Below are 18,010 nucleotides of genomic sequence, written 5' to 3' on the forward strand. Positions count from 1 at the left end.
GGCGACAATGAGGTATCGAGAAAATTTCTTCCTTGCAAGGTCAGAATTGGCAGAAGGATTTACTTTAGAACCTCTGATGTAGCCAAGGTTCTCGAGCAGGGCTGACGAAGATGTCTATATCCCTAATTGTAAAGAGGAAGGTATCCAGCCATTTCACAATTATCCCTAACGATGTAATAAGTGACCAAAACCTGAGTTGGAAATCGTTAGGACTATTGGTGAAGCTGCTTTCTCTACCCCCCGGCTATCCGTACCTGACAATGGAATCGCTATCCAAGAAAAATGGCACTGGTGCAGCCGCCACCAGGAGCGGACTGCAAGAGCTTGAGACCGCAGGCTATTTGAGCATCGAGCGCACCCACGACTCCCGAGGTCGATTCGCAAAGACGGTGTGGCATATCTCTGACGAACCGTCTGAGAGGGCCGATTTTGCACCATATTGCGAAAATCCAAAGATGGATAAGCCGAAGACGGATCAGCCGCATCTGGACAAACAAGCACATATAAATACTAAACAAACAATAAAACCAAAAAATAAAAAATCTACTACGTCCCTCGACTCAGCCCTGGAGGCCGGGGATCCCCCGCTGCGGTTGGCGGCATTGGTCTCCGCGGAAACCAGGAGCCAGATTTTCAAGGCACTGGAGCTGGTTGCACCCGTGGACCAGCAGCGGATGCTGAACGAGCTCTCAGCTGCCATCAAAGCAGGATCGATCAAAACCACAGCGATCAGGTGGTTCCACGGAGTGATCAAGCGATATCGCGATGGCAATTACAACTTCAAGGATCAGTCATCTGCATGGGAGCCAACGAGCGCCGATAACGCGCCTCCAAGGACCCCGACAGAAATTTCGAAAGAAAGCCCCTCAACTGTCAAGAACGAGAGTAGGTCTACCGTAGGAAAGGAATATTTAAAGAAGTTAAAGATAAACAGGTCTAGCTCTGGCTTATCACCAATTCGGATTTTGACAGTTGAGGGGCCAGAGCCTAGCTCTGAGACATAGCCGTCCGGGAGGTTGAGATGAAGCCACTTACTGTGCGGATCGCGGAACGAGTAGCTGCAACCTATCCGCCCTCAAGCCCTGCTACCAACTTGGCCCAGTTCATCCTGCTACGCGAGGATATTCTGCAAGCGATTGAAGGTGGTTGGTCTTTGTTAGGGATATGGACGACCTTGCATGATGAGGGATCTATCAACTTTGGCTATCAAGCATTTCGTCGCTACGCCAAGAGATTGCTACCCGTGCCCTGCGGCGTTCAATAGCTATTGCACACCGTTGCTGAGCCGAACAATCGTTGCCCAGGCGTTCAATATTCGATCACTGCCGTTGTTTCAGCGATCACCTAATAGCTGAACGCTGTAGCAACCCTATTGTTTACCCGAGGTCGCTGCTGACACTCATGCCAGCCATACGAATATTCAGGGCAAGACAGGTGAAGTTAGCTAACCGACAAGTCGGCTATCTAATTTCACTCTCGCGTATTCGCGCCTTCGGCGCTCAATGCTGTCTTGCTCTGCGAGGCAGTCGCTGCCGCGACTCTGTGAACACCAGAGAGAGGTCAGTTCATGCGTTGCAACGAGATGAAGGAAGACACGCGAAAACATGGAAAGCACTTGCGAGTCTCGGTATTAGCCGATGAGGAGGCCATCATCAAAGAAAATGCAACCAAGGCAAGCCTGACAGTTGCCGAATATCTTCGACGCCTAGGTCTCGGCCATGTGATCAAAGGTACATTGGATGCTCAGTACGTCCTGCAGATCGCAAAGGTCAACACGGACCAAGGACGCCTCGGTGGCCTTATCAAACTATGGCCAACCGATGCCCCCAATTGCCCGCCTGTGGGACGCATTTCACACCCGGCATGGTATGGGCGCTATTAGCCCGCATCGAGGCCAACCAGGATGAAATGCTTCGGCTGGTCCAGGCATGGAAATTTTAGCGGCTAAAAATCTAGCGTTCTGTAACCGAAGCAACTGGCGTGCTGACGTAGCGAGGCGCGACCTTTATCCACTCTAAGGCTCGTAGCCGAAGCTTGGCTTAGCTCTTGAACGTATAAGCCGATAGAATCCAAGTTTTCAACGCAGTCGGAGTAATACCGTGATGGAGCACCCGCACACCTTCCTCAACCGCTGGAGCAAAGCGGGTGGTACTGAGCGCGCAAATTACCAGTTGTTCCTGACTGAGCTATGCAGCCTACTTGATCTCCCACTACCAGAGCCTGCCGGCGATGATACCCGCGATAACGCTTATGTATTCGAGCGCCGCGTAATCATCAACCAGCCGGATGGCTCAAGCAACAATGGCTTCATCGACCTCTACAAGCGCGGCAGCTTTGTTCTAGAGGCCAAACAGACTGGCAAGACCCTTGACAGCTCCGGCTGGGACAAGGCCATGCTCAAGGCCCATAACCAGGCCGACCAGTACGCTCGTGCGCTGCCTGCCGAGGAAGGCCGCCCGCCGTTCATCCTCGTGGTGGACGTGGGCCGCAACATCGAGCTGTACGCTGAATTCAGCCGCTCGGGCGCGACTTACACACCCTACCCGGATGCTCGCAACCACAGGATCCGTCTTGACGACCTGCGCAAAGAAGAAATTCGCGAACGTCTGCGAGCCGTCTGGCTTGATCCGCTTTCGCTCGACCCAGCACGCCGTTCGGCCCGCGTCACCCGTGAAATCGCCGACCAACTGGGCAAGTTGGCCAAGTCTCTCGAAGCCGCCGGGCATTCACCCCAGCTGGTTGCGAGCTTTCTCATGCGCGCCCTCTTCACTATGTTCGCCGAGGACGTGAACCTGCTGCCTGAGCGAAGTTTCACCGAGTTACTGCAACGCCTAAAGAACAAACCAGACACCTTCGCGCCAATGCTGGAACATCTGTGGCAGACGATGAACAGCGGCGGTTTCTCTCCAATTTTGGAGAGCACTATTCTCAAGTTCAATGGCGGCTTATTTGCAGAAGCCCAGGCCATTCCCCTCGACCGCGATCAAATGGAACTGCTGCTCCAAGCCTCGAAGGCTAATTGGCGCTATGTGGAGCCGGCCATCTTCGGTACCTTGCTGGAGCGCGCCCTGAACCCCCGCGAGCGACACAAGCTCGGCGCCCATTACACGCCTCGAGCCTATGTGGAGCGCCTGGTACTCCCAACGGTTATCGAGCCGTTGCGCTCCGAATGGAAGGAAGTGCAGGTCGCCGCTCTCACATATGAAGGCCAAGGCAAGCACAAGGAAGCCATAGCCGAAATCCGCGCCTTCCACCGGCACCTGTGCGATGTGCGGGTGCTGGACCCTGCATGCGGCAGCGGCAACTTCCTCTATGTCACCTTGGAGCACATGAAGCGCCTAGAAGGTGAAGTACTAAACCTTCTGCACGACTTGGGCGAATCCCAAGGCCTACTGGAGCTTGAAGGCATAACCGTCGACCCGCACCAGTTCCTCGGCCTGGAAGTCAACCCACGCGCGGCCCGCATTGCTGAAATGGTGCTGTGGATCGGCTATCTGCAGTGGCACTTCCGCACCCACGGCAAGATCAACCCACCCGAACCAGTTCTGCGCGACTTTCATAATATCGAACACCGTGACGCGCTGATTGTCTATGACACGTTGGAGCTGCTGCGTGACGAAACCGGCAAGCCCATCACCCGCTGGGACGGCATAACCACCAAAACCAGCCCAGTTACCGGCGAACGAGTGCCGGATGAATCGGCGCAGGTAGAGCAGTACATTTATCGAAACCCACGCAAAGCCGAATGGCCGCAGGCGGACTACATCGTCGGAAATCCGCCATTCATCGGTAACAAGCGAATGCGCGCAGCTCTTGGTGATGGATATGTAAATGCCGTACGTAGCACATGGGCCGATATGCCTGAGTCGGCGGATTTTGTCATGTACTGGTGGAATATAGCCGCAAGCAAAGCCCAAAATAACCTGACAAAAAATTTTGGCTTCATTACAACCAATAGCATCAAGCAGAGTTTCAATAGGAAAATAGTAGATCAATACCTTTCCGATAAAGCTCAACCAGTATCATTGATCTTCGCAGTCCCAGACCATCCATGGGTCGACTCTGGAGATGGTGCTGCAGTGAGAATATCCATGACCGTTGGCACAGCCGGAAGGCACCCTGGCACTCACCTATCCCTAGCAAATGAATACCAGACAGGTTCTGACGAATATAACGTCGAATTAGTACCCCGCGAGAATAGGATCAATCCGGATCTAACGCTCGGCGCCGATCTGTCATCGTCAAACCGTCTCGCTTCAAATAGAGGACTATCTGGCCAGGGTATAAAACTTGTCGGAGATGGCTTTTATATTCGCAGCGAGGATGGCATTACAGGTAAGAATCCAGTAACAAACATGCCGATTGCGAGGAAAGTCATCGGTCCTAAAGACGTGCTAAACGGAACTAATGGGCGACTTGCTATCGATTTTTTCGGATTAACCGAGCCACAGGCAAGAGAGTCATCCGCCGTCGCTTTTCAAAAGCTACTAACTGAGGTTAAACCCCTACGCGATCAGAATCCACGCAAATCAATTCGTGAGCAGTGGTGGAAATTTGCGTGGGATCGTCCTGTGATTCGAAATGGGCTAATTGGCTTAACTCGATATATTGCGACATTAGAAACAACTAAGCATCGGGCATTCACTTTCATACCTGCTGATTGCCTATGGGATGGTTCTTTATTTGGAATTGCATCTGATGATGCTTTTTTATTAGGTGTACTATCCAGCCGAGCACATACATTATGGGCACTTACTGCCGGCGCAGATTTAGGTCCAACACCCCGCTACAACAATACTGTTTGTTTTGAACCGTTCCCGTTCCCGGAAACTACCCCAGAGCAGCAAGCACAGATTCGCGACCTTGCCGAACGCCTTGATACCCACCGTAAGCGCCAACAGGCCCAGCACCCTGAGCTGACCCTGACTAGTATCTATAACGTCCTAGAAAAATTGCGCGGTGAAGAGCCGTTGACCACCAAGGAAAAAACCATCCACGAACAGGGCCTGGTCTCGCTGCTGCGTGAGCTGCACGACGAACTGGACCGGGTCGTGCTCACTGCCTATGGCTGGGATGAGCTAGCCGATAAACTGGTCGGAAAGCCCGGCGCCACCACACCTTTACCGGACAAAACAGAAGCCCAAACCGAAGCCGAGGAAGAGTTGTTGCGCCGCTTAGTAGCACTCAACTCCGAACGCGCCGCCGAGGAAGTACGTGGCATGGTGCGCTGGCTGCGCCCCGACTACCAAAACCCCAATGCGCAAACCGCTCCACAACAGAGCGAGGTCGAGCTGTCGGACACATACTCTGAACCCCTCCCCGAAGCCGCAGCCGCAGCCGCAGCCGGCAAACTCACTTGGCCCAAGCAGATGCGTGAGCAAGTTGCTGCCGTACGTCAAGCACTTGCCCAAGGCCCACTCCCAGCAGAAACCATTGCAGCTCAATTCAAGCGGTCACCAAAAATCGCTGTTCAAGCCGTACTAGGCGCTCTTGAGGAGCTTGGAATGGTCCAGCAAGCGGAGAACCAGTACCGACTAGCCAGCTGATTAGTGAAAGGTTGCGCCTGTGAGCCGAATAGACGTGCTGTTCGGCACACATTACCGTATCACAAGCCGCTAAATTAACCACTGGCCATCACGCACGGAGGCCAGTGAAATCGGGCGCTGTTGCCGCATCAGTGGATACCGACTTGACTCTCGTAAGGAGGGTTGGGCGGCGTCAGTCCCGAAGCCTTTGAAAGCGCCTCGTTATGAGACTGGTAAATGTCTATTAGAATGGGGTTTTCCAAATGTGGTGAGACGGTACCGCGGTAGAGAAAACGGGTAGGATTGGACTAGAGTTAACCCCCTGATGCTTATTAAGAGATAAGGCAGCCAGCTATCAATTACAACCGGAACCCGCAGCTTGCCGAAACTACTATTCGTAGCTCGTTTTGAGAATTTCAATCTAGCTTCTCAATGTTGGCGCGCAGCATACCAAGTTCAAGGGTGATCTGGCGCCTACCAAGCATGCGTGCGGGATTGGGGAAGCACTTTGCAATTGGTGCGCGGTCGGCGACGCGATAGACGCGCCACAATTCGTATTGTTCACGCTCGCGTAACGCCTTCTCGAACTCCTTGCGCGACCAGTCGAACCGACCATCGACGCCCGTAGTCGACTTCACTTCGATCCAACGCGGTCGCAAATTGGCGTCGATTGAGCGGATGTCGTGGTCCGCGCCGGGTTCGTCGCGTGATGTCCAAATGACGTAGCGTTCGGGCTCGGCGTAGCCCATATCGCGCACTTTCTGCAACTCCATACGATAGACAAGTTCTTCACCGCGCCGACCCAACAGACTCGCGCGCTCAGATTCGGCAGGGGTCGGAGGAAGCCAGCCACTAGACGATCCCCCTCCCCCGCCCGACGGACCGCGCGGCTCAATTTCCGAGCCCTTGCTCAATGTGACGCTCAGCGAAACGTCATCGAGGTTTGGCAACTCGAAGGGCGTATGCACAGTCGGAGGAGGCGGAGGTAGATTGGTTGAGAGCGGCAGCGTCGGATTGATAGCTACGACGACGACTGCATCCGTCGAGCCGACCGTGTCGAGATTGTCGAAGACTTGGCGCAACGCAAGCTCCTCAGCGTCATCTTCACTTTCGTCATCGTTGTCGAAATCGATGCCGTCATCATCGTCAGCCGCCCAGTGGCTGGCACGAGGAATGCCCATCCGATCAAGATAATCGGTGAGTTCCTCATGGGTACCGCAAAGGAGAAGGGGAAGGAAGGCATTGGCGATACTACGCATTGTTGCCACGCTGGTCGCTCCTGCAATCTCCGCAAGTGCTTCAGCGAGCAACAGCTGGAAGCCGTTTTTGGTCTTCGGAGGAATGACACCGATCCGCTCTCCGCTGACGGCGACTTGCGCGGGCACGAGAACGCTTGCGCCACCCACACTGTATCGCCGCTCCATACCCTGGAAGAAGGCAACTTCGTGAATGGTGGCAAGCCGCGCTTCAATTGTTGCCTGCGACGAAGGTTGAAAACTAGGATGACCATGCCGGTTCCGGTAAGCGACCTCACACAACGCCCGCGCAAAAAGCGGCCGGCGCAACATGGCCAGGACTCGTTCGCTTTGCTTGTGCTTGTACCAGAATGGTGCTCGTCCCACAGGACCAAGCACCGGCTCACTCGCGCCCACAATTGCAGACAATGGGCGGATGCCGAGACTTACGAAAAAAGAGCGTGATTGGTCGGAGCGGTCGATAACCCCGATCTCGCTACCGGCATTCCGAAGCGCCTCTTCGAGCGCCTGAAAGTCTGGTTCAACGAGCTTTCCAGCACGCAATTCGCTAAGTGTAAATAGTCGCTTTTGATCATCGATTAAGCAACGAACATTCTCGAGTCCCTGCGGCAGCCCTGAACCTCTTCGCGCTCTGTAGGCTTCGAGTAAGGTACGCCGGCGATGGGGGGAGAGTGGCGTGTGTGTGGCCCAGTCGGTTCCCACATGCCGGAAGAAGCGCGCCCAGTGGTCATCGGTCGCTAGGGCCGGGGCGCCAAGGTCCTGATAGGCGCGACCGATTACATCAGAAGAGTAGTAGCTCGGAATCGCCTCGGCTAACGGTGCCGCCGTCCGAGGTCCAACCAGTATCTCCGAGGGGGCATAGTAGCCATCTTGCACCCAGCAGATCGACAATTTGGCAATCTCAGATTTGGCGCGACGTTCGCGCCCGATCGCCTCGACTAGCGTGGGATAAAGCAGCTCTGGCCGATTAGGCGCTCGGCCCTCTGCCTGTCGGCACTTGATGAGATCTAGGAGAATCTCGGAATTGGGTGCGACGCTCAATTTCAACTTACGATAGAGGAGCTCGTTGGCCCCGCCGACGATCAGGTCATTGTTGTCGATGCATAATCGATTGGTTGCTGTGTCTAGATGCAGCATGGCCGGGGCCACAAGCTGGCCCGACCGCGCTTTAAGGCACGGGATCTCCCGAAGCTCCTCGACGATCGTGGTACCCAGCAATTTGAGGTTGTCCGCGAGCAGCTTTTCGAACCGCTCCACCATTTCAGGTCGCTCGGCTAAAGCGCGAGCGTAGCGCACTAGATCCGATCCAGTCAGCGAGTCGCGGATCCGCAAGCGCGCTATCAAACCTGGCGCGTTCAGCATCTCTTTTGACGGGGCGTCGATCGCAGGGTCAAGCAGGCGGGCGAGGGGTTTCTTGAGATTCACCATGCTGGTCGGTGCAACCCACTGGCCACGCTGGTTCTTGACTACCGGATTATTGCGCAGCGCGCTGAGAGCGGATCGACTGATCCGCGTCTCGCGATCCAGGAGCTTTCGGTAGAGGGTCTCTCGCTCCCGATCATCGGGAGCGGCCACAGCGGCGCGCCCGGCAGCATCGATTAGCCACTGTTCCTCGTTGAATGTCCGACAATGAGTTGAAATCGATTTATAGGGAATGAGCTCCGGATGGAGCCTGTTGTCTTCCGGCTCTGGGCAGTCGTTCCAGAGATCGGAACTAACGATCATAAGCTGGACCGCAGGCATGAGCTTTCCAGATGCGCTCAGAGTCGAGGATGTTTTTTTGAGATCGGCTCTATGTTGCTTAGACAAACGCCGCTGATACGCGGACAACGCCTCGGCCTGGCGCTTCTGTATGTCTATCCGGGTGAGGATGTCGCTATAGTTTGTGAAATAAAAGTTGGCGTCGTTGCCTACCTCGGTCTCGAGATCACTCGCGTCTTGACCTGCGCATCGCAACCTGACCAAAGACGAAATTGTGAATCTTTTAGCGCCGCAATTCACGACTAGCTCGCACACAGTCTTGTCGCAAGCAAGCGCCGAATCGAGATAGCGCTGAGCACCGAGGAACCCGGAAAAATCCGCTTCCACAGGAAGAACAATCTCGTTAGCAAGAGCGAACTCTGCCTTGGCTTTTTCGCTCGTAGGCCAGCAATTATCTTTCGCAAGCCGTTCGGTGACTTTGCTGAAAAATCGGCCTGGATTGGCGTTGCCTTTACCTATCAAAGCTTTGAAAGCATCCGCGCCATACCTGCTGAACCAGTCGGCCTTGAGTAGATCAATCGTTAGATCGACGGCCTGATCGATAAGCCAGTCGTTCCAGACGAGGTCATTGATCCCGCTGCGATCTGTGTTCAGTTCGAACGGCGCACTGACACTAACGGCACACCCCGTAAGAGACGACGGCGCCTTCAGTGGATAGTAGAAGTGACCATGCTGGCCAAGGTCGATCCGCCGGCGTGTGATGGGGACAGAGACCGCAATATTCAATCTGCCACCAGATACCTTGTAGTACGCTGGGAAATGACGGCCCGCATGCTCAGCCGGGATCTCGATCGATCGCGAGAACTCCTCCTCTTGAAATGGCATCCCCTTGCCATTGCCGTCGATTAACCTCCCGCTTCGCACCACCATAGTGACGGCAGCGGCGCGACAGCGCTCTGGCTTCGCGTCCTGTTTCCAGCGCAGCATTCGACCTGTGCGGATCGAGCGAATGTTGACTTCACGCAGGCCGCGCTTTTTACCGCTGAGTGCCAGCTTGACCAGTGTGTCCGGAATTCGCGCCGCCATCAATTCGACAGCATGCTCCTCACGCTCGACGGTGAAAGCCTCTAGCCTCTCTGTCGACTCCTGACGATAAGGCACATGGAGGCGTACGCCCTTTTCCCCCAGTGGCTGCGAGTCCCGCTCACGTCCCGTTTCCTGAGTCTTTAGATCAAGTAGCGCGACCTGCCCACCAGAGCGCACGTGAATTTCATCACCGAAGCGAAAGAGGGAGCGCAGGCCGAAATTCTTCGAACCAATGCCGTTTTCTTTTGGCGCGACCACATCTGTTTGCCCGCTGCCCATTACACTCCCGGTGCCAACGATCACCGAAAGCCGCTCCCATCCTTTGCGGTCAATGTTTCGCCCCGTGCCCTTTACCTCAAGCGAGTGGCTCCCGAAAGTAAGCGTCAGCGTCTCACCGCCGCCATCAAATTCGTTCTGGACGAGCTCTCGCAGTACATCGCTCGCATCGTGCCCCGCAACGAACTGCTCAATGAAGCTCGAGCCGATCCTGGTACGCCTGCTACCGCTGAAGTCGGGTGGCACATAGTCAGGTTCTTTGACGGGAGGGTTTAAGATGCGGGCTTTTCCACGACTCTGAGCGGATCGGCTTGGTGGTGTGGTATCAGTCGACTCTGCCGGACTTTCTGATGCCTCAGTTGTCAATATCTTGTCCAAACTTCGCACCAATCCCTGAGGCGTATCAGAGCATCGTAGTGCAGGGGTCATGCTTGCGCAACGGGATGCTTTTTCGGTGCGCCTGGGACGGTGCAGTTACCCACGTGAGCGGAAATTTGCAATCCGGCCATAGGTGACTAGGCGACAGAAACAACCTCTCGAAATCGGTACAATCACGGTACAGCACCCAGCTTTAGCAACCTTCTCAAAACTACGCTCAACGCCATGTAATCTGAGATCTCCAGCTATGTTAGGCTACGTCCCGCTTTGAGTGATTTCGCTAGGCATATCGGTTAGCCCAGCAACTCATAATCCTTTGGTCCACGGTTCGAGTCCGTGTGGGCCCACCAAATTGAAAGCCGCGCATTGCGCGGCTTTCTGCTTTTCGGGTTTATCGCACCCGTATCAGTCCGAGATTGGGGTCCGAAGGTAGACGATTAAAACGTCATCTTGACCTGCAACCCAGCCGCCAGCGCGTTGCCTCTTTGCTTGCCAAAGAAAGCCCCAGGCTCGATGTAGTACTGCACGTCCGGGCGCAGCAGTAGCCACGGTGTTACTTGCGCACCGTAATTGAGTTCCAGTACTTGCTCCCCGCTATCGAGCCCGGTAATGACGGCAGCGTCTTCTGGGTAGGCTGCAGCAGCTTCCTGCACACCCCGCGTGCGCGGGTTGATAACGGCGCGGCCATAGCCAAAGGAAATGGAGTCTTGCGGGCGGCTGGCAAACGGCTTTTGTTTAACCAGGCCCAGCGAGTACCAGCGGCGCATTGGCGAGGTCGCGGCGTTGCTGGTGGCTGCTTGCCCGAACAACCTCAGCACACTGGCCGGGTCTTGCTCGTCGCGCCAGATCGCCTGATCCACCAGCAGGTAAGCGCCAGTACGGCTGCTGCTTTTGCCGGTGCTGCCAATCTTGGCGTAATCGGACGTGTCGTAGTACCAGCCAACTTTGTATTGGCCATTGAGAAATGCACGGTTATTGATGATCGCCTCCAGCGGCAAGATAGCGCCCGTCGTGCCGTTGCTGGGCATAGCGAAAGCTTTGGAGACGCGCGCGTTGTACCCCGGGTTGACCTGGAACAGTGCCGTTTGCAGCGTCAGCGACGGGTTGACGTCATAGCGCAACTCGCCCCCCCAATGTGCGGTCGGGTAGTTGCCCCAGCCACTGCCGCTGGACATGGTCAGCGGATGCGCACAAAAGCCTGCACTGACAAAGTTGGCCAGGATCGGCATGCCGCCGAAATCGGTACCCATGACCATGTAACCGAGCTTGGTGGACAGGCCGGGCGAGAACAGCGTGCGCTGGTAACTCAACTCGGTCAGCCGCGTATATTCGCCCCCGTAGACCTCTTGCGCGGACATGCGGTTGCCAATCAGGTCTTCGGTGGCGCTGTGGCCGCGACGATCGTTGAGCAGTACTTGCACGCGCCCGGCATCTGGGGTGTCGAGCAGTTTGCTCAAATCAAACTGAGCGCCCAAACGTATCTGTTGTGCATAGCGGGTACCGCGTTTGATACCACCCTGCAGGTTGGAAATGGTTTCCGAGGTGTAGTCGCCCGTCAGCTTGATACCCTGGTCTTCCAGCCTCTGACGCTGCCCGCCCCAGTTACCGGTGAGTGTAGGTTGGGTCATCAGGTGGGCAGTATCGGCCAATGCGCAGGGCAGTGGCAGAAGGCAAAGCGATAAACCGCTGCACAGGCTGCCGGCCAGCACGGCGCGGAGGGGTAATGACATTTTGCACGGGTTCCTTGCTTGAGAAGTCGTTGAACAGTTCTGGCTTGTGCGTGGTGGGCTGACTGGCGGGAAAAAAAATCCCCGCGAGCGGGGATTTTTCGTAGTGCACCAGAGCCGTTACGGCTTGCTGCCGTCAGGCAATGCGTAAGCGATGATGTAATCGCCCACATCTGGCGAGTGGCTCATGCCGCCAGCGGAAATCACCACATACTGCTTGCCGGTCGTGGGGGACTTGTAGATCAGCGGCGCTGCTACGGCGCCTACTGGCAAGCGGGCCTTCCACACTTCTTTGCCGGTTGCCGAGTCGAGCGCACGCAGGTAGTAGTCCTGGGTGCCCGCGAAGAACACCAGGCCGGATGCCGTCGAAGTAGGGCCGCCGAGTGTCGGCATACCCAAAGGGATCTGCAGGTGCGTCTTGATGCCGAGTGGGCCGGTATCCTGAACCGTGCCCAGTGGCACCTGCCACACCAGTTTCTGGGTGTTGAGGTCAATCGCGCTCATGCTGCCAAACGGTGGCGTATTGCAGGGCACGCCCAGCGGCGACTGGAGGATGTCGATCTTCACACCGCCATAGATACCCGCGACCTGCGGCCGAATGGTGCCCATGAAGCCAGGCACCTCATCGGTCGACACTTTGTACTTGCGGGTGTTTTCCTGGGTTACCAACGACATGCGCAGCGGCATGCGCATATCGTTGACGAACATCATGCCGGTGTTTTCATCAATAGAAATGCCACCCCAGTTCATGCCACCCAACAGCCCTGGCCATTCGATGTACGGCTTTTCAGAGGGCGGTGTGAACGGGCCGACATACACCGAATCCTTGAACATGATCCGGCAGTAGAGCTGGTCGAAAGTGGACACCCCCCACATCGATTGCTCGGTCAGCGGGTCCGCGCCAATGACTGGCATACCCGCCGAGTACGGCTGGGTCGGTGACAGGTGTTCGCCTTCTGCGGCCGGTGAAGTGGGAACAGGGCGCTCCTGAACTTCAGTGACCGGCTGGCCAGTGCGGCGATCCAGCACGAAGATATGGCCGGTCTTGGTGGTCTGGATCAGCACCGGGGTCTTGGTGCCTTGGGCGTTTTTCATCTCGTACAGCACGGGTTGCGAAGGCAGGTCGTAGTCCCAGACATCATGATGGACAGTCTGGAAAACCCACTTGGCCTTACCTGTCGATGCATCGACCGCGACAATGGCTGTGCCGAACTTTTCTTTCACCTGGTTACGGTCGCCACCCCAATAGTCAGGTGGGCCATTGCCGGTAGGCAGGTAGACCAGGTTCAGTTCTTTGTCGTAGGTGGGAATGGTCCATACGTTAGGTGTTTCAAGCGCGAACTGGTGGTCAGCCGCCGCGGTGTCGGTGCCCTCAGGCGCACCGACATCCCAGGCCCATACCAACGAACCGCTCAGCACATCAAATGCACGCACGGCACCAGAAGGCTCGCCGGCCACGATGTCACGTACCCAGCCACCCACCACCGTGAGGTGGCCCATGACCACAGGCAGAGACGTCGGGTGGTAGCGCTTGCTGTTTTCCGTTGGCCCCATGCCCTTCTTGAGGTCAACGTAACCGTCCTCGCCGAAGTTGGGGCACAGGGTGCCGGTGTGTGCGTCCAGGGCAAACAGCCGGGCATCGACCGACGATACCAGGATGCGTTGGCGGCATTGCTGGTCGCTGGCGTGAGAGGCTTTTACCTCGGCGCTGAGGCTGTCGTCCCGGTCGATGTCGTAATAGCCCACGCCACGGCAGGTCACGTGCTCTTCGCTTTTGGCGTGAGGGTCGAACTTCCAGAGGGGTTTGCCGGTATCGCCATCAAGCGCGGTGATCAGGTTTTCCGGCGTGCACGAGTACAGGACGTTGCCGATCTGCAAAGGCGTGTTCTCGTCGACACCCGCACCTGGGCCGCTGGTTCTGCGGCCGGTCCGGTAGGTCCAGGCAACTTGCAGGTCCTTGACGTTTTCCGGGGTGATTTGCGTGTAGGGCGCGAAGCGCGTGCCCGAGGCGCTGCGCCCGAAGAACTCCCAGTTATCCGGAGCTGTGGAGGCAGCGTCTGGGGTTGGCAGGCTACCTGCTGCGATGGGGTTCGAGATGCCGCCATGCGGGAAGAAGGCGGCGATAAACGTGGCGATCAATGCCAGCAACAGGGCAAACCCGGAGCGATTGGCCGCTCGGCGTGTGCTCGAAGGGGTAGTGGGCAGTGCAGCGCCCACCCACAGGCTCAGGGTCAGGATGATGGCCGGGACCACCAGACGCGGCAGCAGTTGCCAGTAACTAAGTTGCCCCACTTCGTAAAATGCCCAGGCGCAGGTGGCCAGGAATATCAGGATCGAAAGTACAATACTGATACGCTTGCGCAAGCACACGGCTACGGCCAGCACGGCGTAGGCAAGCCCCGCCAGCAGGTAGTAACTTGACCCACCCAGTGCCAATAGTTTGCAACCGCCGTAAATCAAACCCAGCGCCACACACATTACAAGTAGCGCAAATAGCAGTCGAGCGGCACTGCTTAACGAGCGCCTCCCCGCGTTGGAACACGTGTCATCCGTCATGGTTGTGTAAGCTCTGTGGGTATATGCATGGTTGTTCCATCAGGGCGCAAGCACGCCGCCAGAGAAGTCAGGCTGCGCAGCCTGCCAATAGCAAGAATCGCCAAAATCATCAGCGTTAGATGAGAGGTCAGTTATTCAGGCAGGCCGCTAGAACGGCCCTGTTGGCACGAGAAACTTTGGAAAGCGAACAATCATTCAACGCCCGGAACCTGAATACCGAGGTTTGACGTTGCTTAAATGATAAGTCCGCCTATCGCCAGGATAAACCAACGCGTTTGCAACAGCTTTTATACGAACCTGTAACAATGACAAAGCCGCGCAATCGCGCGGCTTTGTCATTTCAACTCGGTCAGGCTTTGCAGATCAAGATTGCATCTTCGATACGGCAGCTTTCCTGTTTCCCGTCATACCCCCAATGAAGGGAGGGGAGCGGGCCGCTTGCCACAGAACTGCCATCCTCGTTGAACACTTCAATAACCGCGTTCCACAAACTTGTGCGAGGTGTTTCGCTGCCGGGGTCCAGGCATAACAGGTGAGTGATCTGGAAATCACCCTCGTTTTCATAACCCTGATAACCGACCACCATCATCCAGTGTCCGCTACCACCAGGCCAGCGCACCCCGATAATCGGGGCAGACATGCAGTCGATTGAATCCTGGACCTGTTGAACAATGTCTTTTTTACTGCCGGTAACGTACTCAGCGCCCACCCCCACACCGCTGAAGCACTCGACCAGCCTCAGCATGTCCTTGTGGTCGGTGCCTTCTGAAACCAGTGCGCCCAAACTACGTATTTCGGAACGAAAACGCCCTTCGCGGCTGTTGCCATGCCAGAGATACATGTTCTTGGCTTCGTCATAACACATGACGCCCAGGGTAATCAGGGCCATCACCACGCTGTATGGGCCACACGCACCGTCCAGTCCACCTTGGCGCAAGTGCACCAACTGACCGCCACGAGCACAGGTCAGCGGCCCATCCGGGGAGACCATCAACCAGGGGCTGACTGTCATCTTGTTCATAGCGCGAATCCTTGCATGACGTGAGGTTAAATCGCAGTGAGCGGGGCGGCGAAAGATATCAATCGGCCACCATTCCGTCCACGCAGATCAACCGGCCGGCTAGTTTGCTGAAGATCAATCACAAAGGATTACAGGGTGGTTCCGCGCATTTCTGTTTGGCGGGGGTTGTAGAACGTGGTGTCAGCCGGAATATCGCGTATCACCAGCGACATGGCCCCAATCACCACGTTATCGCCAATGCTGATCCGGTCGGCAACGATACAGCTGCTGGCGCCCAGGCTGACGTTATCGCCAATGCGCAGTGCATACGCCTGCAGCCCAAGGGTCTTGATGCCGATCGAGCAATTTTGCCGAATGAAGAAATTGCGCCCGATGCTCACGTGACGGGTAATCACCACGCCAGGCAGGTGGGCGATGCGCAGCCCGGGCGCGATCTGTGCGCCGATGTCGATGTCCACGGCATACTTCAGATTAAGCCGCTGCTGCATGCGCTTGGCTTGCCACCGGGCCAGGCCGCCTCGTGCATCCAGATACTGGGCCAGGCGGAAGGCGAAGAGAAAGCGCAGCTTGTTGTCTTTGCGGGCGCGGCGCAGCACGTTCAACAGCAGGCTGATGCGGCGCCCGGGCTTTTTCTTGTTGGAGACTTCCAGCCGCCAGCATTCGAGCAGGTTTGCGAGGTTCATGGCGTGGCTCCAATGCGTACGGCCTGCCATGATGCCGAAAGAAAGCCAGCGACGCAGCCTTGCCCTGGCGGCCACTGGCTGGCTAGGCTAGCGGGCCCACTGTAGAGACTTGCCATGTCGGATGCCCGCCCCATCACGCTGGATGAAATCGATCGCCAGCTGATCGCCCTGCTGCAGATCAATGCCCGCGAAAGCGTTGCCACCCTCGCCCGCCTGCTCGGTATTGCGCGCACCACGGTCAACTCGCGCCTCGAGCGGCTGGAGAAGAACAAGGTAATCTCAGGCTACGGCGTGCGCCTTGGCCAGCACGTGATCGGGGGTGGTTTGCAGGCGTATGTCGGGATCAAGGTGCAGCCCCGCTCCGGCAAGGAAGTGGTGCGGCGCTTGAGTGCCATGGGGCAGGTGCAGCAATTGTGCGCGGTGAGTGGCGAATTCGATTATGTGGCCTGGCTGCGGACCGATTCACCAGAACAACTGGACCAGATGCTCGACCAGATCGGCAGTGTCGACGGGGTGGAAAAAACCACTACGTCGATCATCTTGAGCAGCAAGGTCGACCGCGGGCAGCCGCTCTGAAGGGCTGGCGATCAGGTTTACTGACTGGCGAGTATGCCTCCTGAACTGTGGATCATGCCGCCACGTTGACCTGATTCGTCACAATGACTTTAACTGAATACATTCCGACTAAAACCACTACATTCCTCCAACACTCTGCACCTTAATTACGAACACCCCGCGCCCTAAAATGACCCCCAGGCATCTCCTATACTCAGGCTCCGCGCTCCCCGCAGCCCCTCTGGCAAGGTCACTTCATGAACAACAAGAACCGCCACCCCGCCGACGGCAAAAAACCCATCACAATCTTCGGCCCGGACTTCCCCTTCGCCTTCGATGACTGGCTGGAACACCCGGCTGGCTTGGGCAGCATCCCTGCCCAGCGGCATGGCGAAGAAGTGGCGATCGTGGGTGCCGGTATCGCCGGCCTGGTGGCGGCCTACGAGTTGATGAAGCTGGGCCTCAAACCGGTGGTCTATGAGGCCTCGAAGCTCGGTGGCCGGTTGCGCTCGCAAGCCTTCAACGGCACCGACGGAATCATCGCCGAGCTCGGCGGCATGCGCTTTCCGGTTTCTTCAACGGCCTTCTACCACTATGTGGACAAGCTGGGCCTGCAGACCAAACCCTTCCCCAACCCGCTGACGCCGGCCTCCGGCAGCACGGTGATCGACCTGGAAGGCCAGACCTACTACGCCGAGAAAGTCGCCGACCTGCCTGAGCTGTTCCATGAAGTGGCCAACGCCTGGGCCGACGCGCTGGAGAGCGGCGCTCAATTTGCCGACATCCAGCAGGCGATCCGCGACCGTGACGTACCGCGCCTCAAAGAACTGTGGAACACGCTGGTGCCCCTGTGGGACGACCGCACCTTCTACGACTTCGTCGCCACTTCGCGCTCGTTCGCCAAGCTGAGCTTCCAGCACCGGGAGGTGTTCGGCCAGGTCGGCTTCGGCACCGGTGGCTGGGACTCGGACTTCCCCAATTCGATGTTGGAAATCTTCCGCGTGGTGATGACCAACTGCGACGATCACCAACACCTGGTGGTCGGCGGCGTGGAGCAGGTGCCGCAAGGTATCTGGCGGCATGCGCCAGAGCGCTGCGCCCACTGGCCTGAAGGCACCAGCCTCAGCTCGTTACACGGGGGTGCGCCACGCACCGGGGTCAAACGTATCGCCCGCGCCGCCGATGGCCGGCTGGCGGTCACCGACAACTGGGGCGATACCCGCCATTACGCCGCCGTGCTAGCCAC

11 protein-coding genes are annotated in these 18,010 nt (G+C 56.9%); 6 read left to right on the forward strand and 5 right to left on the reverse strand.

From position 1 onward, the window contains the following. The first annotated feature begins 110 nt into the window (after window positions 1–110). The 4 genes from NP534_RS18570 (at window position 111) to NP534_RS18580 (ending at window position 5,546) form a co-directional block, all read left to right on the forward strand. Window positions 111–1,004, forward strand: coding sequence for a helix-turn-helix domain-containing protein (locus tag NP534_RS18570; RefSeq protein ID WP_274099666.1), 894 nt, complete (start codon window positions 111–113; stop codon window positions 1,002–1,004). A 17-nt stretch (window positions 1,005–1,021) separates the two neighbouring features. Then, window positions 1,022–1,264, forward strand: coding sequence for a TraK family protein (locus tag NP534_RS26835; protein ID WP_443201085.1), 243 nt, complete (start codon window positions 1,022–1,024; stop codon window positions 1,262–1,264). A gap of 303 nt (window positions 1,265–1,567) precedes the next feature. Further along, entirely contained in the window at window positions 1,568–1,882 is a 315-nt protein-coding gene (locus tag NP534_RS18575) for a plasmid mobilization protein (protein WP_274099667.1), read from the forward strand. Between the two features lie 220 nt (window positions 1,883–2,102). Beyond that, window positions 2,103–5,546: a class I SAM-dependent DNA methyltransferase gene (locus NP534_RS18580; protein WP_274099674.1), complete on the forward strand. Its 3,444-nt coding sequence runs from the start codon at window positions 2,103–2,105 to the stop codon at window positions 5,544–5,546. A gap of 395 nt (window positions 5,547–5,941) precedes the next feature. Here the strand turns inward: NP534_RS18580 and NP534_RS18585 are convergent, their stop codons facing one another. The 5 genes from NP534_RS18585 to NP534_RS18605 form a co-directional block, all read right to left on the reverse strand. Then, window positions 5,942–10,090 (reverse strand): DUF3883 domain-containing protein, encoded by a 4,149-nt coding sequence (locus NP534_RS18585; RefSeq protein ID WP_274099668.1) that lies wholly within the window; start codon window positions 10,088–10,090, stop codon window positions 5,942–5,944. A gap of 569 nt (window positions 10,091–10,659) precedes the next feature. Continuing rightward, window positions 10,660–11,952, reverse strand: a complete 1,293-nt coding sequence (locus NP534_RS18590; RefSeq protein WP_274099669.1) for a carbohydrate porin — start codon at window positions 11,950–11,952, stop codon at window positions 10,660–10,662. A 117-nt stretch (window positions 11,953–12,069) separates the two neighbouring features. Next, entirely contained in the window at window positions 12,070–14,505 is a 2,436-nt protein-coding gene (locus NP534_RS18595; RefSeq protein ID WP_274099670.1) for a membrane-bound PQQ-dependent dehydrogenase, glucose/quinate/shikimate family, read from the reverse strand. A gap of 349 nt (window positions 14,506–14,854) precedes the next feature. Then, window positions 14,855–15,526 carry a hypothetical protein gene (locus NP534_RS18600; protein ID WP_274099671.1) on the reverse strand — a complete coding sequence of 224 codons (672 nt, stop codon included), beginning with the start codon at window positions 15,524–15,526 and terminating at the stop codon, window positions 14,855–14,857. A gap of 128 nt (window positions 15,527–15,654) precedes the next feature. Next, window positions 15,655–16,209: a serine acetyltransferase gene (locus NP534_RS18605; protein ID WP_274099672.1), complete on the reverse strand. Its 555-nt coding sequence runs from the start codon at window positions 16,207–16,209 to the stop codon at window positions 15,655–15,657. Between the two features lie 114 nt (window positions 16,210–16,323). Between NP534_RS18605 and NP534_RS18610 the strand changes: the two genes are divergently transcribed. Together NP534_RS18610 and NP534_RS18615 are read left to right on the forward strand one after the other, a co-directional pair. Then, on the forward strand, window positions 16,324–16,785 hold the full coding sequence (locus tag NP534_RS18610) for an Lrp/AsnC family transcriptional regulator (RefSeq protein WP_033703070.1): 462 nt from the start codon (window positions 16,324–16,326) through the stop codon (window positions 16,783–16,785). Between the two features lie 236 nt (window positions 16,786–17,021). Then, a partial coding sequence (locus NP534_RS18615; RefSeq protein ID WP_274099673.1) for a flavin monoamine oxidase family protein occupies window positions 17,022–18,010 on the forward strand: 989 nt, incomplete at its 3' end.

It is taken from the genome of Pseudomonas sp. 39004, from assembly GCF_028682155.1.
Lineage (GTDB): Bacteria > Pseudomonadota > Gammaproteobacteria > Pseudomonadales > Pseudomonadaceae > Aquipseudomonas > Aquipseudomonas capeferrum.